The organism is Nocardiopsis quinghaiensis (assembly GCF_008638365.1).
GTDB lineage: Bacteria > Actinomycetota > Actinomycetes > Streptosporangiales > Streptosporangiaceae > Nocardiopsis > Nocardiopsis quinghaiensis.
On record NZ_VWVU01000015.1, the window covers coordinates 122,301 to 143,962 of the forward strand.

Annotated in this window: 15 protein-coding genes and 2 pseudogenes; 2 read left to right on the forward strand and 15 right to left on the reverse strand. The window is 70.8% G+C overall.

Going from position 1 to position 21,662, the window contains the following annotated elements:
- Positions 1–190 precede the first annotated feature (190 nt).
- From FYX01_RS18165 to FYX01_RS18215, 12 genes and pseudogenes are all read right to left on the reverse strand, one after another.
- On the reverse strand, positions 191–3,190 hold the full coding sequence (locus FYX01_RS18165; protein ID WP_150242943.1) for an Rne/Rng family ribonuclease: 3,000 nt from the start codon (positions 3,188–3,190) through the stop codon (positions 191–193).
- 161 nt (positions 3,191–3,351) lie between these two features.
- Positions 3,352–4,125, reverse strand: coding sequence for a TIGR03936 family radical SAM-associated protein (locus FYX01_RS18170; protein WP_263363766.1), 774 nt, complete (start codon positions 4,123–4,125; stop codon positions 3,352–3,354).
- A 506-nt stretch (positions 4,126–4,631) separates the two neighbouring features.
- Positions 4,632–4,760, reverse strand: a pseudogene (locus FYX01_RS27295) (SbtR family transcriptional regulator); the annotation flags it as partial.
- Between the two features lie 43 nt (positions 4,761–4,803).
- Positions 4,804–6,741 carry a TIGR03960 family B12-binding radical SAM protein gene (locus FYX01_RS18175; RefSeq protein WP_150242947.1) on the reverse strand — a complete coding sequence of 646 codons (1,938 nt, stop codon included), beginning with the start codon at positions 6,739–6,741 and terminating at the stop codon, positions 4,804–4,806.
- 197 nt (positions 6,742–6,938) lie between these two features.
- Positions 6,939–8,111 (reverse strand): rod shape-determining protein RodA, encoded by a 1,173-nt coding sequence (gene rodA, locus FYX01_RS18180; protein WP_150242949.1) that lies wholly within the window; start codon positions 8,109–8,111, stop codon positions 6,939–6,941.
- A gap of 2 nt (positions 8,112–8,113) precedes the next feature.
- Positions 8,114–10,258 (reverse strand): penicillin-binding protein 2, encoded by a 2,145-nt coding sequence (gene mrdA / locus FYX01_RS18185; RefSeq protein ID WP_150242951.1) that lies wholly within the window; start codon positions 10,256–10,258, stop codon positions 8,114–8,116.
- 9 nt (positions 10,259–10,267) lie between these two features.
- Positions 10,268–10,828 carry a rod shape-determining protein MreD gene (mreD, locus tag FYX01_RS18190; RefSeq protein WP_150242954.1) on the reverse strand — a complete coding sequence of 187 codons (561 nt, stop codon included), beginning with the start codon at positions 10,826–10,828 and terminating at the stop codon, positions 10,268–10,270.
- On the reverse strand, positions 10,825–11,724 hold the full coding sequence (gene mreC / locus FYX01_RS18195; protein WP_150242955.1) for a rod shape-determining protein MreC: 900 nt from the start codon (positions 11,722–11,724) through the stop codon (positions 10,825–10,827). Before mreC ends, mreD begins: the two co-directional genes overlap by 4 nt.
- A gap of 1 nt (position 11,725) precedes the next feature.
- Complete coding sequence (locus FYX01_RS18200) at positions 11,726–12,760, reverse strand: rod shape-determining protein (protein ID WP_150242957.1); 1,035 nt, start codon at positions 12,758–12,760, stop codon at positions 11,726–11,728.
- A 227-nt stretch (positions 12,761–12,987) separates the two neighbouring features.
- Positions 12,988–13,392 (reverse strand): nucleoside-diphosphate kinase, encoded by a 405-nt coding sequence (gene ndk / locus FYX01_RS18205; protein WP_150242959.1) that lies wholly within the window; start codon positions 13,390–13,392, stop codon positions 12,988–12,990.
- Between the two features lie 160 nt (positions 13,393–13,552).
- Positions 13,553–13,957: a DUF4233 domain-containing protein gene (locus FYX01_RS18210; protein WP_150242961.1), complete on the reverse strand. Its 405-nt coding sequence runs from the start codon at positions 13,955–13,957 to the stop codon at positions 13,553–13,555.
- Positions 13,958–13,991: 34 nt separating this feature from the next.
- Complete coding sequence (locus tag FYX01_RS18215; protein WP_150242963.1) at positions 13,992–15,341, reverse strand: bifunctional folylpolyglutamate synthase/dihydrofolate synthase; 1,350 nt, start codon at positions 15,339–15,341, stop codon at positions 13,992–13,994.
- A gap of 128 nt (positions 15,342–15,469) precedes the next feature.
- Here FYX01_RS18215 and FYX01_RS18220 point away from each other — a divergent pair, with 128 nt between their 5' ends.
- Entirely contained in the window at positions 15,470–16,867 is a 1,398-nt protein-coding gene (locus tag FYX01_RS18220; RefSeq protein WP_150242965.1) for a folylpolyglutamate synthase/dihydrofolate synthase family protein, read from the forward strand.
- 76 nt (positions 16,868–16,943) lie between these two features.
- Here FYX01_RS18220 and FYX01_RS18225 read toward each other — a convergent pair whose 3' ends face one another.
- Positions 16,944–18,368, reverse strand: a complete 1,425-nt coding sequence (locus FYX01_RS18225; protein WP_150242967.1) for an LVIVD repeat-containing protein — start codon at positions 18,366–18,368, stop codon at positions 16,944–16,946.
- Between the two features lie 169 nt (positions 18,369–18,537).
- The gene (locus FYX01_RS18230; RefSeq protein ID WP_150242969.1) at positions 18,538–19,950 is read right to left on the reverse strand and encodes an LVIVD repeat-containing protein; all 1,413 of its coding nucleotides are present in this window, start codon (positions 19,948–19,950) and stop codon (positions 18,538–18,540) included.
- Positions 19,951–20,588: 638 nt separating this feature from the next.
- Between FYX01_RS18230 and FYX01_RS18235 the strand changes: the two genes are divergently transcribed.
- The gene (locus FYX01_RS18235) at positions 20,589–21,299 is read left to right on the forward strand and encodes a DUF305 domain-containing protein (protein WP_150242971.1); all 711 of its coding nucleotides are present in this window, start codon (positions 20,589–20,591) and stop codon (positions 21,297–21,299) included.
- A 172-nt stretch (positions 21,300–21,471) separates the two neighbouring features.
- Here FYX01_RS18235 and FYX01_RS18240 read toward each other — a convergent pair.
- A pseudogene (locus tag FYX01_RS18240) lies at positions 21,472–21,662 on the reverse strand (ATP-dependent Clp protease ATP-binding subunit ClpX); the annotation flags it as partial.

Genomic DNA, 21,662 nt, shown 5'->3' on the forward strand with positions numbered 1-21,662 from the left:
GGGCGCGGGGATCCGAGGGAAACAAACCCTGCGTGGAGAGCACTTCGGTGTCGGGGCGCGCGATGTGGTGGAGCGCGCCGACGCACCGTCCATCAGATTACCACTGGCCCGCCACGGGCCTGCACACGTGCCGTGGTCCGGACCGGACATACGCCCGGTCCGGACCACGGCGGGGCTGCCGCCCCTCGGCTCAGCCCGCGTCCACGGCGGTCGACGGGGTGGCCGCCGCCTTGGTACGCCGGGTACGGCGCCGCTTGGGCCGCTCGGCGGCCTCGTCCTCGCCCTCGGCCGTGACGGGCGTCTCCGCGGCGGCGTCCGTGCCGCCGCTGTCCGCCGCGTCGGACTCACCCTCGTCGGCCGCCGCGCGGGCGGACCGACGGGTGGTGCGCCGGCTGCGGGTCTTCTTGACCGGGGCCTCCTCGGCCTCGGGGGTCTCAGCGGCCTCGGTGGCCTTCTCCTCGGTGGCATTCTCCTCGGTGGCGCCGGAGGCCTCCACCGGAGCGGCCTCGTCCGCGGCCGCGGTGATCTCCTCCTGCTCCTGCGCGGCCGCCTCAGCGGCCTTACGGGAACGGGAGGCCCGCTTGCGGGTCTTCTTGGCGGGCTCGGCGTCGGCCTTGGCTTCGGCGGCCGGGGCCTCGTCCACCCGCTCCGGCTCCTCCGCCCTCGTGTCAGCGGCCTGCTCAGGCTTGTCCGCGGGCTCCTCCGCCTTCTCCGCCTTGGCGTCCTTGTCGGACTCGCCCTTGCCCTTCTTCTTCTTGCGGCCGCCGTTGCCACCGCCGCTGCCGCCGTCCCTGCCCTCGGCCGGGTCGCTGGTCAGCACCAGGCCACGCCCGTTGCAGTGCTCGCAACTGTGCGAGAACGCCTCCAGCAGGCCCTGGCCGACCCGCTTACGGGTCATCTGGACCAGGCCCAGCGAGGTGACCTCGGCCACCTGGTGCTTGGTGCGGTCGCGCGAGAGGCACTCCAGCATGCGGCGCAGCACCAGGTCGCGGTTGGCCTCCAGCACCATGTCGATGAAGTCGATGACGATGATGCCGCCGATGTCACGCAACCGGAGCTGACGGACGATCTCCTCCGCCGCCTCCAGGTTGTTCTTGGTGACCGTCTCCTCCAGGTTGCCGCCCTGGCCGGTGAACTTGCCGGTGTTGACGTCGACCACGGTCATGGCCTCGGTGCGGTCGATGACCAGCGATCCGCCGCTGGGCAGCCAGACCTTGCGTTCCAGGGCCTTGTTGATCTGCTCGTCGATCCGGTAGGCGGCGAAGACGTCGCGGTCCTCGGTCCAGTGCGAGAGACGCTCGGCGAGGTTGGGCGCCACGTAGTCCACGTACTCGTGGACGGTGGTCCAGGCCTCGTCGCCGGCCACGACCAGGCTGGAGAAGTCCTCGTTGAACACGTCGCGCACGACCCGCACCGTCAGGTCCGGCTCGCTGTTGAGCAGCGCCGGGGCGTTCGCCGACTTCGACTTGCGCTTGATGGAGTCCCACTGCTTGGCCAGGCGCGTGATGTCGCGCTCCAGCTCCTCCTCGCTGGCGCCCTCGGCGGCCGTGCGGACGATGACGCCCGCGCCGGAGGGCATGACCTTCTTGAGGATCTGCTTGAGGCGGGCGCGCTCCTTGTCGGGGAGCTTGCGGCTGATGCCGGTCATCGAGCCGCCGGGCACGTACACCAGGTAGCGGCCGGGCAGGCTGATCTGGCTGGTCAGGCGGGCGCCCTTGTGACCGACCGGGTCCTTGGTGACCTGCACCAGGACCGGCTGGCCGGACTTGAGCACCGACTCGATGCGCTTGGGCTGGCTGTCCAGGCCGAAGGAGTCCCAGTTGACCTCGCCCGCGTACAGGACCGCGTTGCGGCCCTTGCCGATGTCGACGAAGGCGGCCTCCATGGACGGCAGCACGTTCTGTACCCGGCCCAGGTAGACGTTGCCCACGTAGGAGCGGTGCGTGGCCCGGTCGACGTAGTGCTCGACGAGGACGTCGTCCTCGAGGACGGCGATCTGGGTGCGGTCGCCGATCCGGCGGATCACCAGGTCGCGCTTGACCGCCTCCCGGCGGGCCAGGAACTCCGACTCGGTGACGATCGGGGGCCGGCGGCGGCCCTGCTCGCGGCCCTCACGGCGGCGCTGCTTCTTGGCCTCCAGCCGGGTGGAGCCACGGACCGCCTGGACCTCGTCCTCGATGGGCTTCTCCTGGCGCGGCTCGCGCACCCGGACCACGGTGTTGGGCGGGTCGTCCCCGGTGGCATCGGCACCCGTGCCGGTGGTGGCCCGGCGGCGACGGCGGCGACGGCGGCGGCTGCCGCGCTCGGAGTCCTCGCCGTAGTCCTCACCCTGGTCGGACGCCTGGCCGCCGTCCTCACCGGAGCCGGTGTCCTTCTTCGGCTCCTTCTTCGACTCCTTCTGCTCCGCCTTCCTCTCGGCGGCGGGCTCGGCGTCGTCCTCGTCGTCCGCACGGGACCGGCCGCGCCCGCGGCCACCACGACGGCGGCGACGGCGGTTGGGGCGCTCGTCGCCCTCCTCGCCGTTGTCCTCGGCACCGGTGGACTCGGCCTCCTCCTCGGAGTCCTCGTCCTCGGCGCTGGTGTCGGCGGTCCGGACGGTCGCGGGTGCGGCACTGGCCACCGGGGGCTGGAAGAGCATGGCCGGCGACTGGAAGACGTTTCCGCCGGAGGACTCCTCGTCCTCCTGCCCGGCCGCCTCGGTGGTCCTGGCCCCGCCGCCCTTGGCGGTCTCGGCCCCACCGGTCCCGGTGTCCTCGGCGGAGCGTGCGCGCGAACGGCCGCGGGAGCGGGTACGGCTCCGGGCGGTGGAGGCGTCCTCCCCCTCCTCGGCCCGGGCCGGAGCGGTGGCCTCCGCCGCCTCGGAACTCACGGCCGGGGCGGCGGCCGCCGCCTCGTCGGGGCGGCCCGCGGCGCGCACGGTGCGCCTACGCGAGGCAGGCGTGGTCACCGCGGTCTTGACCGTGCCTCCCTCACCGGATCCGGCGAGGGAGGTGACGGGCATCGAGGGAGGTGTGAAGACGTCGTCCGGTTCGGGGGGCGGTCCGGCCGCGCGGCGGACGCCCCTGGCCGGCGCAGGTGTGGTCACACGCACCTCGCCGCCCCTCGCGGGGGGCGTCGCCGCCATGTCGTTGTTCGTCTCAGTTGTGCCCTCGGCGCCTTCGGCACCGTTGTTGGGCTCGTTGTCGAGCATCCGGGCGGTCTCCCGTCAGAGTTCTCGGACTCGGCGCGACCTGTCGGTCGGCGGCTCGGCTCGCGAGAACTGTCGTTGCTGTGTCAGCGCCGACGGCACCGGGGCGCCGTCGGGGCAAAGTCCTGTGGTGACGCTCATGCTCCCCGTCTTGGGGCCGCTCATCAGCGCGGTCCCGGCATGGGCGCCGACGGCCGTGGTGCGCTGTCGCGCCGCTCGTCCGCGTTGTCGTTCGCGGGTCCGGGGCTCGTGTGAGCTTCGGAACGGTCCTGGGTGAGCGGGTCCGCGATCGCACCTGTCGTCTCGTCCAGTGGCCCCTGCGCCAGCCGGGTCATCAGCGGTGATGACGGCGGCGCGAGGTCGGCCACGTGGCGAAGACCGGTCAGCACGTCGTCTGGCCGAACAGCAGGTGTCGTGTGCCGTACAACCATCCGAAGTATGGCATATGTCGTGTGATGTTCCTCTGGGGCGCGCCCGTGGGAGTCAGTGCACACGTCGATACGGACCACCGCGGGTCGCGTGTCGAAGCGGCGGCGACCCTTCTTCGTCATCCGTTCCACCTCGACACTGTCGGCGGCCATGTAGGTGGCCACCGCCCTGGCGGCGTCGCCGGGGTCGACATCCGCCATCTCCACCCGCCATGCGGAGGCCTGGAGCCGGTCGGCGAGCCCGGGGTGCCGGGCCTCGACGACCTCGACGACATCGATGCCGGAGGGCATCGCCGCGTCGATGTCGGCTCGGACCCGTTCGGGCGGGCGCGCCTCGGCCAGGGTGAGTTCAAGGTACTCCGCCTCGCTGGCGACCCCGGTCGGGGCCGCACCGGTGTAGGAGACCTTGGGGTGAGGTGAGAAGCCAGCGGAGAAAGCCACGGGTACGGAGGCCCGACGCAGGGCGCGCTCCAGAGCCCGGGCGATGTCACGGTGGCTGGCGAACCTCATGCGCCCGCGCTTGGCGTAGCGGACGCGAAGCCGTTGTCCGGGTTTGGCGGTGGAGGGTGAGGTGGTGCCCTCGGATGCGGGGGGCAGCTCAACTCCTTTCCTCATGCCCCCTGATGTGGCCGGCGGGGCGGCCTGAAGGGGCTGTTCCTCGTCCTGTTCAGCGTACGGTGCGCGATGGTGCACATGCGCCAACAGGACTACGCATACCGGTATCTCCCCCACTGACCTGCGATCGAAAAGTCCCGAAGCGGTCAGAGCGGATACCGAATCGGCGTTCACCACCGGAACAAGGGGTCCCCCGAAAAAAATCCGAAGAAAATCCGCTCCAGATGGCAACCCCCCGCGTGAGCCGCGAGTCCTACTACACGTACGGCCCGGCGCGAGCGGGGCGCCGGGCCGTGCATCCTCCTCCAGGGCCGCACTCCCCAAAGGGTCGAGTCAGCGCCCGGAGCGCGACGTCCTCCTCCACGCCCCTCGCGGCACCCGGAGCCGGCCACGTCGGCCTCTCACCGCCCCCGGGCGACGCACCCGCTGACCAGTGCCCTGGCGTCGGCGGCGTCCACGTCGTCCCGGACCTCCCCCGCCTCCTGCGCCCGGGCCGGGAGCACGCCCAGAACCTCCAGGACGCCGTAGCCCGTTCCCGGGTGCGGGGAGCGTCCCCGCGCCCGGGAACGGGCTCTACACCACGGTCAGCGGCAGCGTCGGACGGCCCTCCGCGGGAGCGTTGATCTGGATCTCGGTGCCCATGCTCGGGCACACGCCGCAGTCGTAGCAGGGGTTCCACCGGCAGTCGTCGACCTCCAGCGACTCCTCGCCGTACAGCGAGTCCTGCCAGTCCTGCCACAGCCACGACCGGTCGAGCCCGGCGTCCAGGTGGTCCCAGGGCAGGACCTCCTCCTCGTCACGCTCGCGGGTGGTGAACCAGTCCACGTCCACCGGGAGGTCGGCCAGGGCCGTCTCGGCGGCCTCCGTCCACCGGTCGTAGGAGAAGTGCTCACTCCAGCCGTCGAACCTGCCGCCGGCGCGCCACACCTCCTCGACCACCCGGCCCACGCGGCGGTCGCCCCGGGAGAGCAGGCCCTCGATGACGGAGGGACGCCCCTCGTGGTAGCGCAGGCCGATCGACTTGCCGTACCTGCGGTCGCCCCGCAACCGGTCGCGCAGCTTGCGCAACCGTGCGTCGACGTCCTCGTGCGAGGTCTGCCCCGCCCACTGGAACGGGGTCTGCGGCTTGGGTACGAACCCGCCGATGGACACCGTGCACCGGATGTCCTTGCGCCCGGTCACCTCGCGACCGGTCCGGATCACCTCGGTGGCCAGGTCGGCGATGGCCAGGACGTCCTCGTCCTCCTCGGTCGGCAGGCCGCACATGAAGTACAGCTTCACCTGCCGCCACCCGGCCGCGTAGGCGGCGGTGACGGTGCGGATGAGGTCCTCCTCGGTGACCATCTTGTTGATCACCCGGCGCATCCGCTCGCTGCCGCCCTCGGGGGCGAACGTCAGCCCGGAGCGTCGCCCGTTGCGGGTCAGCTCGTTGGCCAGGTCGATGTTGAACGCGTCCACGCGGGTGGACGGCAGCGACAGACCGGTGTTGGTGCCCTCGTACCGGTCGGCGAGCCCCTTGGCGATCTGACCGATCTCGCTGTGGTCGGCGCTGGAGAGCGACAGCAACCCCACCTCCTGGAAACCGGAGGCCTTCACGCCGTCCTCGACCATCTTCGTGACGGTCTCCTTGTTGCGCTCGCGCACCGGACGGGTGATCATCCCCGCCTGGCAGAAGCGGCAGCCGCGGGTGCAGCCCCGGAAGATCTCCACGCTGTAGCGCTCGTGCACGGACTCGGCGGTCGGCACGACCGGCTTCTTGGGGTAGGGCCACTGGTCGAGGTCCATCACGGTGTGCTTCTGCACCGTGCCGGGTACCCCGGTCCGGTTGGGCGTGTAGGAGGCGATCCGCCCGTCGGGGTGGTACTCCACGTCGAAGAAGCGCGGCACGTACACCCCGCCGGTCGCGGCCAGGCGCAGCAGCAGCCCGTCGCGTCCGCCCGGCTCGTCCTCCTCCTTGAACTCGCGGATGATCTCGGTGATGGCGAGGGTGATCTCCTCGCCGTCGCCGAGCACCACCGCGTCCAGGAAGTCGGCGATCGGCTCGGGGTTGAACGCCGCGTGCCCGCCCGCCAGCACGATCGGGTGCTCGGCGGTGCGGTCGGCCGCGTACAGCGGGATACCGGCCAGGTCCAGCGCGGTGAGCATGTTGGTGTAGCCCATCTCGCTGGCGAAGCTCAGCCCGAGCACGTCGAAGGCGGCCACGGGCCGGTGGGCGTCCACGGTGAAGTGCGGCACGCCGTGCTCGCGCATCAGCTTCTCCAGGTCCGGCCACACCGCGTAGGTGCGCTCGGCCAACACGCCCTCACGCTCGTTGAGGACCTCGTACAGGATCTGCACGCCCTGGTTGGGCACGCCGACCTCGTAGGCGTCCGGGTACATCAGCGCCCAGCGCACCTGGGCGTCGTCCCAGTCCTTGACCACGGAGTTGAGCTCGCCGCCGACATACTGGATGGGCTTGCCCACCTGTGTCAGCAGGGGTTCCAGTCGCGGGAAGAGGCTTTCGACGGACATGGTGTGGGCCTTCGTTCGACGGACTTCGTGTCGGAGTCGTGCGTGGGCTCCCGCCGTGACGGGAGCTGTCACCGGGGTTCGTGGCACACGACCACGCTGACGGTGCCAGGCTACCGGCGGCCGGGACGCCGGCCGTGTGCCGCTACGCCGTGTTCCGGGACCTCCGCCGTACTTCGGCCCGCGTCCGGGAACAGGCCCTACGCGAAGCCCCGGTCCCGGGAGTTGACCCCCAGCACCAGGCCCAGGGCCAGCATGCTCGCCACGATCGCGGTGCCTCCGTAGGACACGAACGGCAGCGGCAGGCCCGTCACCGGCACGACCCCCAGGCACATCCCGATGTTGATGAGGGCCTGGAACCCGAACCAGGCGGCCACGCCCACGCACAGCAGGCGCGGATAGGGCTTCTCACACCCCTGGGCGGTCCGCAGGAGCCGCCACAGGACCAGCCCGAACAGGCCGATGACCAGCACCGCGCCCACGAATCCCAGCTCCTCACCCGCCACCGTGAAGATGAAGTCGGTGTGCTGTTCGGGCACGAACCGCCCGTGCGTCTGCTCGCCCTGGAACAGCCCGGTCCCGTTGAACCCGCCCGACCCCACCGCGATCAGCGCCTGGTGGGAGTTGTACCCCGCTCCCTGCGGGTCGGCCGTCGGGTCCATCAGGGTCGCGATGCGGTCCACCTGGTAGGGCTCCAGCATCTCGAACCACCACACGCAGAACGCCCCGACCGCACCGCACGCCAGCATGCCCACCACCCACACGACCGGGGCTCCCGAGAGCGTGAGCATCCCCAGGAAGATCGCGCCGAGCACCAGCGTGGTGCCCAGGTCCGGCTGGGACATCACCAGCGCCAGCGGCACCACCAGCGCCACCAGGCAGAACAGCACGTCCCGCGTCATCGGCCTGGCCTCGCCGTCGCGCGGCTCGCCCAGCAGCGTGGCCAGAATCAGGACCAGTCCGACCTTGGCCAGCTCACTGGGCTGGAACTGGAACCCGCCGATCACGATCCAGCCGCGCGACCCGTTGATCACCTGGCCGAGCGGGGTGAGCGCCAGGGCCAGCAGGACCACCGTGACCAGGTAGGCGATGGGCGCGTACGCGCGGATCGCCCGGTGGTCCACCGAGGCGACCACCAGGCACAGCGTCCACCCCATCGCCAGGTGGAACAGATGGCGGCTCAGGTGACCGGTGGAGTCCATCGGGTCGCTGCCGTCGCCCGGTATCGTCGCCGACCACACCAGCAGGGAGCCGAGGGCGCACAGGGCCGCCACCGAAACGATCAGCGTCCAGTCCAGTCGGCGCATGAGGCCCGCCGCGTTGCGCCCGAACTCGGACCTTCGCGTGCGGGGCGCCCCCAGGTGTGTGGTCATGACTACCGATCCAGGACGTCGATGGAACCGTCGGGACGGACGGCGGGCAGTCCCTCGGGCGGTTTGCCGCCCGGGAGCAGCGGCTTGGCCGGTCCGGAGCCGCCCTCCCCCTCGGCCGCGACCGGGCCCGGGGTCTCGAACCCGTAGATGCCGTCGTAGATGGCGCGGGCGATGGGCGCCGCCGTCATACCGCCGGTGCCGCCCTGGGAGACCAGGACTGCGATGGCGAACTGCGGGTCGTCCGCGGGCGCGTAGGAGGCGAACCAGGAGGAGACCTGGCGCCCCTCCACGTCGGCGCTGCCGGTCTTGCCCGCGACGGAGACCTTGTCCTGCGGGAACCCGGCGAAGGCGCCGCGCGCGGTCCCCTCCTTGGGAACCGCGGTGAGCGCCTTCTGCAAGTAGTCGAGGGTCTCGTCGCTGACCGGCAGCCGGCCGCGCACGACCGGCTCGATCTCCTCCTTCCTTGACCCGTCCGCGGAGACCAGCGCCCGGCCGATGCGGGGCTCGTGGAGCGTGCCCCCGTTGGCGACGGCCGCGTAGGCGTTGGCGAGCTGCAGAGGTGTGACCAGGACGTCTCCCTGGCCGATGGCGAAGTTGACGGCCTCGTTGGCCCGCCACTCGAAGCCCTCCACACACTGCTCGTAGGCCAGCAGCTTGAGGTAGGCGGCACGCGAGGGATCGGTCTTGGCGACCTCCGGATACCCGTGCTCGCCCCGGTGGCAGTTGTCCTCCCTGGTCTTCTGCCAGAAGGTGCGCTTCCACTCGCGGTCCGGGATGCGCCCGGAGGTCTCGTAGGGCAGGTCGATCCCGGTCGGGGAACCGAAGCCGAAGCCGCGCGCCATGTTGGCCATGGCCTCCTCGGCCTCCCCCTCGGGGTACAGGCCGCCGTCCTTCTCCCACATCTGGTAGCCGAGGTTGTAGAAGACGGTGTTGCAGGAGACCACGATGGCCTTGTGCAGGCTGATCGGCCCGTGGCCCCGGCCCGCGTAGTTCTCGTAGCTCTGCCCCGCCAGGCTCACAGAGCCCGGGCAGGCGTAGGTACTGCGCAGCGAGTACCCGTTCTCCGCGGCCGCCGAGAGCGAGGAGACCTTGAACGTGGAGCCGGGCGGATAGGTGCCCTGCACCGCACGGGAGAGCAGTGGCTCACCCGCCTCCGCGCTGAGCATCTCGTCGAAGGTCTCCTGGTCGATGCCGCCGCGCCAGATGGCGGGGTCGTAGGTGGGCAGGCTCGCCATGGCCACCACGCCGCCGGTGCGCACGTCCAGGACGACGGCGGCGCCGGAGTCGGCCTCGTAGCGGGGCCGGGCGTTGGCCATACCCTTGGCCAGCGCCTCCTCGGCGACCCTCTGCACACCCAGGTCGACGTGCGTGACCAGGTGCATCCCCGGTTCGGAAGGCTTCTCGGAGATCACCTCCATGACCTCGCCGTGGTTGTTCACCCCCAGAACGCGCTCCCCGGCGGCGCCGCGCAGCTGCGCGTCGTAGACCGCCTCCACACCGTCGCGGCCCACCTGGTCGATACCGGTGAACTGGGTGCGCAGGTCCTCGCGGGCCTCCAGCTCCTCCTGGGTGACCGGCTGCAGGTAGCCCAGCATCTGGGAGCCGTGCTCGCCCTGCGGATACTCGCGGACGGCGTGGGCCTGGGCACTGATGCCGGGGAAGTCGTCGGCGCTCTCCATGACCTGCAGGGCGACGGACGGCTCCACGTCCTCGGCGAGGGTGACGGGTTGGTAGGGCGATCCGGGCCAGCAGGGACGGCTCACCGTGGGTGAGCACAGGCGCATGCGCTGCCGGAGTTCCTCCGGCGGCACGTCGAGCACCTCGGACAGGTCACCGAGGACCTTCTTCCCGTCGTCCTTCATGTCCATCAGCTCGTGGTAGTCGCCGGAGACCACCAGCTCGGTCCGGTTGTTCACCAGCGGCCGACCGGTGGCGTCGAGGATCTGCCCTCGGGTGGCGGGGACGATGAGCTTCTGGTGGTGGTTGGCCACCGCGAGGTCCCGGTAGTGGTCCCACATCGGGACCTGCAGGTACCACAGCCGGGCCGCCAGGACGGCGAGGAGCGTCACCACCAGGATCTGGGCGATGACGATCCCGGTCCGGCCGAGTCTGCGCCCGGGAGGCTCGAAGTCGTCTACGGGTGCCACGCGCACGGCTCACCACCTCCCCGAGGGCAGGGGGCCCCGGATCGCGGAGTACTCGTTGTCGCCGAGCGCGCCGCGCACCCACAGCAGCGGGAAGGCGACCAGCGGTGCGGCCAGGGCCGTGAGCGCGGTGCCCACGAGGGTGTTGACCGCGACGGCGGCCAACGACACCCGCGGGTCTCCCATGAGCAGGCCGACCACCGCGTATCCCAGGCCCACGCCCAGGGCCGTGGCCGCCACCACCCCCATCACCGCCCGCACCGGGGGACGCCCGTTCAGGGCACCGGTCGTGCCGGTGTTCCTGTGCAGCAGGGCCAGCACGTAGGCGGCCAGGCACAGGACCAGGGTGTAGCGGCCCAGGGCGTGTTCGGCGGGCGGGAGTACGTCCATGGCCAGCCCGGCGGCGAATCCGCACCCGGCCGCGGCGGCGGGGCTGGTGGTCAGGGCGACCGCGACGACCACCGCGACCACCAGGTCCGGTCCGGCTCCCCAGTCGAACGGGAGCCGGTTGACGATCGCGGCCTGGGCCAGGATGGCGGCGGGCACCGCGACCAGGGTCACTACGGTCCTCATGACCGGTCCCCCTTGTCGGGTCGGGGCGGGAGCACGGAGTCGCGCGGGCCCTCGTCGGGGCCTCGCACCACCACGCCCACCACGTCCAGGGACGAGAAGTCCACCGCCGGGGTGATGCGGGCGATACGGCTGAGCGCGCCGGGCGCCACGTGCACGTCGTCGACGGTGCCGATGGGCACGCCGGGAACGAAGGGCGCCCCCTCGTGCGAGCCGAGCGTGACCACCCGGTCGCCGGACTCCACCGGCGCCTCCAGGTCGAACAGTTCCAGGGTCAGCTCGGCGTCGGGGCCTCCGGGGACGGTCCCGCCGTTGACCACGCCGATCTTGCGGGTGGCCTCCAGTCGGGCGCCGACCGCGGACTTGACGTCGGTGGAGAGCATGACGGTGGCGGTGTGCGGACCGGCCTCGGTCACGCGTCCCACCAGGCCGGAGCCGTTGACCACGGTCATGTCCGGGCGTACTCCGGACTCGGTGCCGGCGTCGATGGTGGCCGTGTCGGCGTAGCCGCGCGCGGTGACGTGGGTGACGGCCTGCGCGGCGACGATCTCGTAGCCGCCCAGGCCGGCCAGGCCCAGGAGTTCGTCGAGCTGGTCCGCACGCTGTTCGTCGATGCGTGCGGCCCGGAGCTGGTCCTTCAGGTCGGTGTTGGCCTGCTCCAGTTCGGCGATGCGGCCGGAGGCCCCGGGGCCTCGGCGCAGACCGTCGTAGAGGGCGGTCGCGGGCGCGGTCGCCCAGTTCACTCCCGCGGCGGCGGGCGCGAACACGAGTTCACCGCCCGTACGGGCCGCCGAGGTGACGGGGTCGCCGCCGGGGCGCGCGTCCAGGACGAGCAGGGCCACGGCCGCCGCGATGAGCACGGCCAGGATCAGTCGGGATCGGGACGAGTCACGGAACATGTCATCGCCGCCGTTCGGGAACGAGGACCTGGTGGAGCCGCTCGTAGTTCTCGACGCAGGTGCCCGAGCCGAGTGCCACGGAGTCGAGCGCGTTGTCGGCGACGTGGATGGGCATGCCGGTCTCGTGCAAAAGCCGCTCGTCGAGTCCGCGGAGCAGGGCCCCTCCGCCGGTGACGGCGATACCGCGGTCCATGATGTCGCCGGACAGCTCCGGAGGGCACTTGTCGAGGCTGGTGCGGATCGCGTCGATGATGGCGATGACCGGTTCCTCGATGGCCTGGCGCACGTCGGTCTCGGACAGGACGATGGTCTTGGGCAGGCCGCTGACGAGGTCGCGTCCCCGTACCTCCGCGCGGACCTCCTCGGCGCCGCTGGGGTAGGCGGAGCCGACGGCCATCTTGAGCTCCTCGGCGGTGCGCTCCCCGATCATCAGGGAGTACTCCTTCTTGACGAAGGTCGTGATGGCCTGGTCGAGCTCGTCGCCGCCCACCCGGATGGACTGGGACGTGACGATGCCGCCCATGGAGATGACGGCGACCTCGGTGGTGCCGCCGCCGATGTCCACGACCATGTTGCCGGTGGGTTCGTGGACGGGGAGCCCGGCGCCGATGGCGGCGGCCATGGGCTCCTCGATGATGTAGACCCGGCGTGCGCCCGCCTGGTAACCCGCTTCCTTGACGGCACGGTGCTCGACCGAGGTGATACCGCTCGGGACGGCGACGATCAGGCGCGGCTTGGCGAAGTGGCGCCGTCGGTGGATCTTCTGGATGAAGTAGCGCAGCATGCGCTCGGTGATCTCGAAGTCGGCGATGACGCCGTCCTTCAGGGGCCGGATCGCCGTGATGTTGTCCGGTGTGCGGCCGATCATCTGCTTGGCCTCGATGCCGACGGCGACGATCCTGCCCGTTGAGGTGTTGAGCGCGACCACCGACGGCTCGTTCAGAACGATGCCGCGTCCGCGCACGTACACCAGCGTGTTGGCGGTGCCAAGGTCGACGGCCATGTCCCGGCCGAGAAAAGCAAGGTTGTTCGGCATGTAACGTCCTCAGAGGCGCCGTGTCGGGCGTGGTGACGCGGAGCGACCATACGTAGTCGTTCCGTCACGATAGGTATCCAGTCCCCCGTATCGTAACGGTCAGCACTTAGCCCGTTACGCAAACACACCGAATTGTTGCCCCGCCGACGGACGAATCAGAAGAAGTCACACCACATGACGAAGCCGCGGGTCCCATGCCGAAGAACCCGCGGCCCGTTCCGCCCTGGCTACAGGTCGGGGAAGAACAGCTTGATCTCGCGCTCGGCGGAGTAGGTGGAGTCCGAGCCGTGCACGATGTTCTGCTGCACCTCCAGCGCGAAGTCGCCGCGGATGGTGCCGGGGGAGGCGGTCACCGGGTCGGTGGCACCGGCCAGGGCCCGGAAGGCCTCCACCGCGCGCTCGCCCTCGACCACCACGGCCACCAGCGGACCGCCGGTGATGAACTCGACGAGCGAGCCGAAGAACGGGCGCTCGGCGTGCTCCTCGTAGTGCGTCCTGGCGGTCTCGGTGTCGAGCGTGCGCAGCTCCATCGCGACCAGCTGCAGGCCCTTGCGCTCGATGCGCGAGATGACCTCGCCGACGATGTTGCGGCGGACGCCGTCCGGCTTGATGAGAACGAGAGTGCGCTCCACGTGCGTGTCAACTCCTCACTGGGGCTCCGCGTGGCGCACGTGGGCGGTTCGCGCCCACGGCGTCGGCCGCACGCGGAGGGTTCGGGTGATGGGTCACGGAAACGGGGGCCGAGGAGCGGGAGTCCCTCCCGGCCGGCCACCCGTCCGGACGTGCGTCACACTATCGCGTTTGCCGCGACGACGCGGAGGTCACGACGTCGCCGTCCTCCCCGGCCTCCCGGGCGGCCTCCGCCTCGGCCCGGGCCCGGTGCGCGGCCTTCATCTCGTCGGTACGGCGGCCCATGATCACACCGGTCACCCACAGGGACACGAACACCACGGCGATCAGCACCGCCCCGGAGACCAGGAAGGAGGTGAACAGGAAGGCCGCCTGCAACACCCAGGCCGCGTAGTGCGCCGGGCGGTACTTCTGGAGACCGGAGAGCACGAGGGCGGCGACGGCCATCCCGCCCCAGAGTCCCGATGCCAGGGCCGGGGCCATCCCCTCCAGGGAGATGGCGACGGGGATGAAGAGGCCGATCACGATGACCTCGAACGCCAGGATGACGGCGCAGACTACACGCACGGCGGGTTCCCTTCGTAGTGGACCGTCCGGCCCGTCACTCCCCCGCGCCGCGCAGCAGGTGGACGGCGTCACCGGCGGTGACGACCGAGCCGGTGACCAGTACACCGGATCCACCGAACTCGCCGCTCTCCTCGGCCAGGCTCACGGCCCGGTCGATGGCGTCGTCGAGTCGGGGTGCCACGTGCACGCGGTCCTCGCCGAAGATCTGCTGGGCGATGGTGGACAGCCGATCCGGGTCGAGGGAGCGCGGTGAGGAGTTGCGGGTGACGACGATCTCGTCGAGTAGTGGTTCGAGGGGGTCGAGAATCCCCTCGACGTCCTTGTCGGCCATGATCGCGACCACTCCGACCAGCCGGGAGAAGGCGAAGGCCTCCTCCACGGCCGCGGCGGTGGCGATCATCCCGGCGGGGTTGTGCGCGGCGTCGGCGATGACGGTCGGGCTGGTGCGCACGACCTCCATGCGGCCCGGGGAGTCCACCTCCGCGAAGGCCTCGCCGACGATCTCCGGGTCCAGGCCGTCGGCGTCCTCACCGGCGGAGAAGGCCTCCACCGCGGCGATGGCGACGGCCGCGTTCCCGGCCTGGTGTGCCCCGAAAAGCGGGAGGAGCAGGTTGTCGTAGTTGCCGGTGAGGCCCTTGATGTCGACCTGCTGGCCGCCCACGGCGACCTCGCGGGAGATGACACCGAACTCCAGACCCTCCCGGGCCACCTGGGCCCCGATCTCGACGGCGTTGCGGAGGAGGACCTCGGCGGCGGGCAGCGGTTGCTCGGCCAGGACCACCACGGAGTCGGGCTTGATGATGCCCGCCTTCTCCTCGGCGATGCCCTCCAGTGTGTCGGGCAGGTACTCGGTGTGGTCGATACCGACGGGGGTCACCACGGCGACGTCGCCGTCGACGACGTTGGTGGCGTCCCACCGGCCGCCCATGCCGACCTCGACCACGGCGACGTCCACGGGAGCGTCGGCGAAGGCCGCGTAGGCCATCCCGGTGAGGATCTCGAAGAACGACAGCGGTGCGTCGTTCATCAGGTCGGCCATCTCGATCTGGGGCCGGATGTCGTCGTAGGCCTCGACGAACTGCTCCCGGGAGACCGGCTTCCCGTCGATGACGATGCGTTCGCGCACGGTGCGCAGGTGCGGGCTGGTGTAGCGGCCCACACGCAGGCCGCGTGCGCGCATGAGCGCGTCGATCATGCGTGCGGTGGAGGTCTTGCCGTTGGTACCCGTGACATGGATGACCCGGAAGTTGCGGTGCGGGTCGCCCAGGAGGTCCAGCAGTGTGCGGATCCGGTCCAGACGAGGGTCGATGTCGGACTCGGGTGCGCGGGAGAGGATCTCCGCGGTCACCTCGTCGTAGCGCTGCTCGGCGCTGGCGTCACTCACGGTGTCTCGGTGTCTCGGTGTCTCGCTTGTTCGGGGTGTACACCCGCGTCAGTGTACGCGCCCTCACCTGGGCCCGGGCGCCGGGCAAAGGAGCCGGTGGCACATGTCGCACAGACCATACTGGTGCCATGCCAAGTCTTGACCCCTTCTTCACCGAGTGGGCACGGCGGCGTCCCGGACGGGCCCGCAGCCTGGAACGCGCCGCGGCGCTGATGCGCGCCCTCGGACTGGACTCCGGTCGCGCCCCGGTGCTGGGGGTGGTGGGTTCCAAGGGCAAGGGCGCCGCCGCTACCACGGCGGCGGCGGCGCTGTCGTCGGCCGGGCTGCGCTCCGTACTGGTCACCGGGCCGAGTTTCCGGTCCTACCGCGAACGGGTGCGGGTGGACGGGATGTCGGTGACCGACACCGAGCTGGACGCGCTGGGCACCCGGATCGACACCGCCCGCCGGGGGCTGCCGCCGGTGGAGGAGTTCGGCGGCTACCTGGCGCCGAGCGGACTGTTCCTGGTCGCGGGGCTGCTGCACGCCCGCGAGGTGGGCGCCGACGTGTGCGTGCTGGAGGCCGGGATGGGCGGGCACCGCGACGAGCTGCGTCTGGTCGGCCCCGAGGTCGTCGCGCTGGGAAGGGTCTTCGCCGAGCACGTGGGGGTCCTCGGCGACACCGTGGAGGAGATCGCCCGGGAGAAGACACGGGTCGCCGGGGAGCGGACCCGCGCGCTGGTGCGCCTGCCGCAGACCGCGGAGGTGGCCGCCGAGGTCGACGCCGCCCTGTCCGGGGCCACCGGCGGCCGGGTCGGCGCCGAGGTGGTCGACCCGGGGCGGCCGGGAGCGGAGCCGCCGCACGCGCTGCGCCCGCCGGGGCTGTCCGCCGCGTCGGGGGTGCTGGGAACGGCCGCCGCCGCACGGATGCTGGAGCACCTGGGCCGCCCTCCACTGGACCGGGAACGTCTGCACGCCGTACTGGGCACCCTCCGGTTGCCGGGAAGGCTGTCCCGCCATGCCGTCCCCACCGGGGAGGAAACGGGCGGCGGCGGTGACGGCGGGACCACCGGGGAGGAAACGGGCGACGGTGGTGACGGCAGGACCACCGGGGAGGAAACGGGCGACGGTGGTGACGGCAGGACCACCGGGGAGGAAACGGGCGACGGCGGTACGAGACCGGCACCGGACGCGGAGGTCCTCGTGGACTCGGCCATCGACCGTGACGGTGTCACCGCCGCGCTGGCCCACGCCCGCGGGATGTGGGGCCGGGTGGACCACGTACTGCTGTGCCTGCCCGACCACAAGGACGTGTCCGGGGCCGTGGAGGTCCTGGGAGACCTGCCGGTGACCGCCGTGCGCCTGCCCGAGGCCCACCTGCGGTTCGAGCACGCCCTGCCCGACCACTGGGGCCGGATGGACGCCGACGGCCTCTCCCCCGCGGCCCTGCGAGCGCTCGGCGCACGCGTACTGGCCCTGGGCACGGTCTACTTCACCGGCCGGGTCCTGGAAGCCGTGGACGCCCCCACCGACCGCCTCTTCGGCTGAATACGAGAAGTGGGGGCGGTGCCGGAGCACCGCCCCCGCCGGGGCCGCCGTTCGGGGTGTCGTCCGCCCCGCCTACCTACCGACCGTTGCCGCGGCCCGGCCGGTAGCTCTCCTGGTTCTGCGGGTTGAACTCGTCCATCCGCACCTGTTCGGCCGCGCGCAGGCGCGGGTCGTCGATGCGGAGCACGTCCAGGCCCCGGGTGATGTCGGACGAGTACACGTAGCCGTTGTAGTAGTACGTCGACCAGGTGTCGTTGTCCTGCACGCCCTCCTCGACACGGGAGTCCATGTCGAAGAAGCCGATCTCCTCGGGGTCGCCCGGGTCGTTGAGGTCGATCACCGCGATACCACCCTGGTACCAGGACTGCACGAAGTAGTCACGGCCCGGGACCGGGATCAGGGAGCCGTTGTGCGCCACGCACACCTGGTCGCCCTGGTGGCGGTCGATCTTGAAGTAGCTGGCGAAGCTCAGCTCCGGCGAGCCCTTCCCGCCGCCGACCTCGTAGATGGCGTCGGCGCCGCGCTCGGGACCGATCTCCTCGGTGCATGTGGGGGCGCCACCGCCGCCGAGCTCGTCGGTGAACAGCACGGTCCTGGCGTCGTTGGTGAAGGTCGCCGAGTGCCAGAACGCGAAGTTCTCGTCCCGGACCCGCTCGGTGACGACCGGGTTCACCGGGTCGGAGATGTCCATCAGGAGGCCGTCACCCATGCAGGCGCCCGCGGCGATGTCGCGCTCGGCGTACACGGTGATGTCGTGGCAGCCCTGGGTGGGCAGCAACAGGCCGTCCTGTTCGTGGTTGCCGCCGTCCGGGAACAGCACCGGCTCGTTGACGACCGCGGCCTCCTCGGGCGTGTCGTGCGGCACCTCGATGACGGAGATCTTGTCGTGCGGCGTCTGGCAGTTCGGGAAGTCCGCCGACGGCGAGTACGACGACACGTAGAGCAGGTCGCTGTCACCGGTCTTGCTCGGCACCAGCGTGTGCGTGTGCGATCCGCAGTCGGTGCGCACCGCGGACACGTACTGCGGGTCGGCCTTGTCGGAGATGTCGAAGACGCGCACGCCCTCGAACCCGTCAGGGTCGGTGACCGGGACCGCGGGCGCTCCACAGTCCTTGTCGGCGCGCGGGTAGTCGACGGAGAAGTACAGCAGGTCCCCGCTGACCGACACGTCACCCTGGCCGCCGGGGCACAGGACCTCGGAGACGACCTGCGGGTCCTCCGGCTCGGAGATGTCGTAGACGACGAAACCGTCGTAGTTGCCGCCGATGGCGTAGTCGCCGGTGAACGCCAGGTCCGAGTTGACGCTGCGCACGGCCGAGGGCTTGGGCACGTGGGCGACGTGCGTGAAGTTGGCGCTGTGGACGCTGTCGGCCGGGGCCTCGTCCGCCTGGGCGCCGGCCGGGCCGAGGAGTCCGACGAGCAGGGACGCGGTGGCGGTGGCCGCGAGGGCCGCGGTACGCCGCAGACCTCTCCGGGCCCGTGGTGCTGGGGGTGCGGGCATGGGCTCTCCTGTGTGCACTAGGGGGTGGGGGGGGAGACACAGGGGCCGCGGCGTACACGGCCACGGCCCCTGTTGCTCGTACCCGTCATCCGGTCCCCTAAGGGTCCGGAGACGTTCGGGTGGAGCGCCCCGGAGCCCGCGAGGGGTCCGGGGCGCTCAGCGGGGACGGTCAGCGGCCGTTGCCCCGACCGGGCCTGTACTCGGGCTGGGACTGGGGGTTGAACTCCTCCATCCGCACCTGCTCGGCCACCCGGAACCGGGGGTCGTTCAGCTTGAGGACGTCGAGTCCGCGGGTGATGTCGGAGGAGTAGACGTAGCCGTTGTAGTAGTAGGCCGACCAGGAGCCGCCCAGGACGAGGCGGTCGTCGTCGATCGGGTCACGGTCGAAGTGGCCGATCTGCTCGGGGTTCTTCTTGTCGTTGAAGTCGATGACCGAGACGCCGCCCTGGTACCAGGACTGCACGAAGAAGTCACGGCCCGGGACCGGGATGAGCGAGCCGTTGTGCGCGACGCAGTTCTCGGTGTCGGCCTGGTGGCGCGGCAGCTTGTAGTAGCTCTGGAACCGCAGCTCGGATGCGTCCTTCTTGCCGCCGACCTCGTAGATGGCGTTGGCGCCGCGCTCGGGGCCGACCTCCTCGTTGCAGGTGGCGCCACCGCCGCCGCCGAGCTCGTCGGTGAACAGCACGGTCTCGCCGTTGTTGGTGAAGGTCGCCGAGTGCCAGAACGCGAAGTTGGAGTCCTGGACCACGTCGGTGACCACCGGCGCGGTCGGGTCGGAGATGTCCATCAGGACACCGTCACCCATGCAGGCGCCCGCCGCGATGTCCCGCTGGGGGTAGACGGTGATGTCGTGGCAGCCGGCGGTGCCGGTGTTGCCGCCATCGGGGAAGAGCACGGGGGTGTCGAGGAGCTTGGCCTCGGACGGGTCGTCGACCGGGATCTCGATGACGGAGATCTTGTCGTGCGGCGGCTTGCAGTTCGGGAAGCGCTCCGAGGGCGAGTACGAGGAGACGTACACGTACTCGTGCTCGCCGTCCTTGCCCGGGACCAGTGTGTTGGTGTGCGAACCGCAGTCGGTGCGCACCGCGGACACGTACTGCGGGTTGGCCTTGTCGGAGATGTCGAAGATCCGGATGCCCTCGAACCCGTCAGGGTCGGTGGTGGACACGGAGGGGGCGCCGCACTCGGTGCCCGCGCGCGGGTAGTCGACGGAGAAGTACAGCAGGTCCCCGCTGACCGACACGTCACCCTGGCCGCCGGGGCACAGGACCTCGGAGACGACCTGCGGGTCCTCCGGCTCGGAGATGTCGTAGACGACGAAACCGTCGTAGTTGCCGCCGATGGCGTAGTCGCCGGTGAACGCGAGATCGGAGTTGTAGGCACTCATCGTCTCGGTCTTCGGGACGTTGGCCACATGAGTGACGTTGGAGCTGGTGTCGGCGTCGCTGACGAACGTGTCGTCAGCCGAGGCCGGGACCGGGCCGAGGAGTCCGGCCACGAGGGCGGCCGTTCCGACGACGGTGAGTCCGGCCAGTCTGCGCCTGGCTCTTGGGGGGTTGGGGGTTGAGGGGGATGAAGCCATCCTGTGTACTCCCGATTCTGATTGGAGTGAAACAGGAAGAACGTACACAGTTCAACATCTATATGTATAGGGGGAGACAAAAGAAACATGGTTGTTAACAGAGTGTCGACCTGACCCGATCTGATCACGCAACCCGACTAACGTTCCGGGAAGTGCTACGGCGCCCAGGGTTCGCACGACACCCCACGGGCCCCGGCCGCTCCACCGCCGGACCGGAGGAGGAAAGGGCCGACCGCGGCCGGGGGGCGAGACCCTCCACCCGCACACCCTCCGCCACCGTCGAAGCGGCCGGCCTCCCGGAGCCGCCCGGAGCCGGCGGGGCGAGGGCCGGGGCCCCGCCCCGGTAGCGGGAGCACCCGGAGCGGGCACGGCCCGGAACCAGAGTCAACGCATCATTGGGCGTCACGCGGCCCTCAGTTTCGGTCTGATGAAGTGCCAACTTATGGTGGCTCCGAAACTCCAGCGCAGGGGGTACTCCAGGTGTTCTGTCGGGTACACGGCGTCCGCGTCACTCCCGGGACTGGACAAAACACCCAGCGAGTGAGTAGAAAGCCCGCAGGGCCTCGCCCTTTTCGGCGCGTCCCCACCCCACGAACACCGCGGCCCCGACCGCGCCTCACCCCCATGGAGGACACCTCGTGCGTCGCCTGGCACTCGCGGCCGGAGCCGCTCTCGCGCTGCTCGGAGCCTCAGCCTGTACGGGCGACGACGGCGGGCAGGAGTCGGCCAACGTCATCGCCCCCGGAGCACCCGGGGAGTCCTCCTCCCCCGCCACCGCGGACCAGATCGCCGCCCTCGCCGAGGAGCAGGGCCACAACGAGGCCGACGTCACCTACCTGGTGCAGATGATCGAGCACCACTCCCAGGCCCTGGAGATGACCGACCTGGTCCCCGAGCGGTACGAGCGCGACGGCGTCAAGCTCATCGCCGACCGCATCTCCTCCGCCCAGGACCCGGAGATCACCGCGATGGAGAGCTGGCTGGAGGAGAACGTCTTCGGTCCGGCCAGGGAGAACCCGGCGCACCAGAACTTCTGCGGCCTGGAGGGCGACGGCACACACCACGGCGAGGACGGCGACGTGCCCACCTGCGCACTGGAGGTCGACCACGACGACATGGCGGGCATGGCCTCCGAGGAGGACCTGGAGCGGCTGGCGGCCGCGGAGGGCGACGAGTTCGACCAGCTCTTCGTGGAGCTGATGACGACCCACCACGAGGGAGCGGTCACCATGGCCGAGGACGTGCTTGCCGAGGGCAAGGACCAGACGGTGCTGAGGATGGCCAACGACGTGATCGCCGAGCAGAACGCCGATATCGCGCGTATGGCGCTGGTGCTGGAAGAGGAGTGACCCGGGAGCCGTGGCCCCGGGCCGCGGGCGGTCCCCGGCGGAGCCGGACGACGTGAAGGGGCGCCCCCGGTCGGGGGCGCCCCTTCACGTGCCCGTCGTCGCGGCGGGCGCGGACACTTCGCCGGCTCCTCCCGGTGTCCCCGGGGAGCGGGCCACGCCGCAGGACGGGTCCCTAGGCCGACTTCTCCTGACGGGTACGACGCGCCTTGCTCCTCGGCACGATGGTGGGATTGACATGCTCCTGCACCGACTCACGCGTAATAATGACCCGCCCCACATCCTCACGAGAAGGCACCTCATACATCACCGACAACAACACCTCCTCGATGATCGCCCGCAACCCACGCGCACCCGTCCCCCGAA

Bases quoted from the DNA above. Each gene is read 5' to 3' on its own strand.
- rodA (WP_150242949.1), bottom strand. From the start codon at position 8,111: ATGACCACACACCTGGGGGCGCCCCGCACGCGAAGGTCCGAGTTCGGG.
- FYX01_RS18230 (WP_150242969.1), bottom strand. From the start codon at position 19,950: ATGGCTTCATCCCCCTCAACCCCCAACCCCCCAAGAGCCAGGCGCAGA.
- FYX01_RS18175 (WP_150242947.1), bottom strand. From the start codon at position 6,741: ATGTCCGTCGAAAGCCTCTTCCCGCGACTGGAACCCCTGCTGACACAG.
- FYX01_RS18225 (WP_150242967.1), bottom strand. From the start codon at position 18,368: ATGCCCGCACCCCCAGCACCACGGGCCCGGAGAGGTCTGCGGCGTACC.
- mreC (WP_150242955.1), bottom strand. From the start codon at position 11,724: ATGTTCCGTGACTCGTCCCGATCCCGACTGATCCTGGCCGTGCTCATC.
- mreD (WP_150242954.1), bottom strand. From the start codon at position 10,828: ATGAGGACCGTAGTGACCCTGGTCGCGGTGCCCGCCGCCATCCTGGCC.
- FYX01_RS18170 (WP_263363766.1), bottom strand. From the start codon at position 4,125: ATGAGGTTCGCCAGCCACCGTGACATCGCCCGGGCTCTGGAGCGCGCC.
- FYX01_RS18200 (WP_150242957.1), bottom strand. From the start codon at position 12,760: ATGCCGAACAACCTTGCTTTTCTCGGCCGGGACATGGCCGTCGACCTT.
- FYX01_RS18165 (WP_150242943.1), bottom strand. From the start codon at position 3,190: ATGCTCGACAACGAGCCCAACAACGGTGCCGAAGGCGCCGAGGGCACA.
- FYX01_RS18220 (WP_150242965.1), top strand. From the start codon at position 15,470: ATGCCAAGTCTTGACCCCTTCTTCACCGAGTGGGCACGGCGGCGTCCC.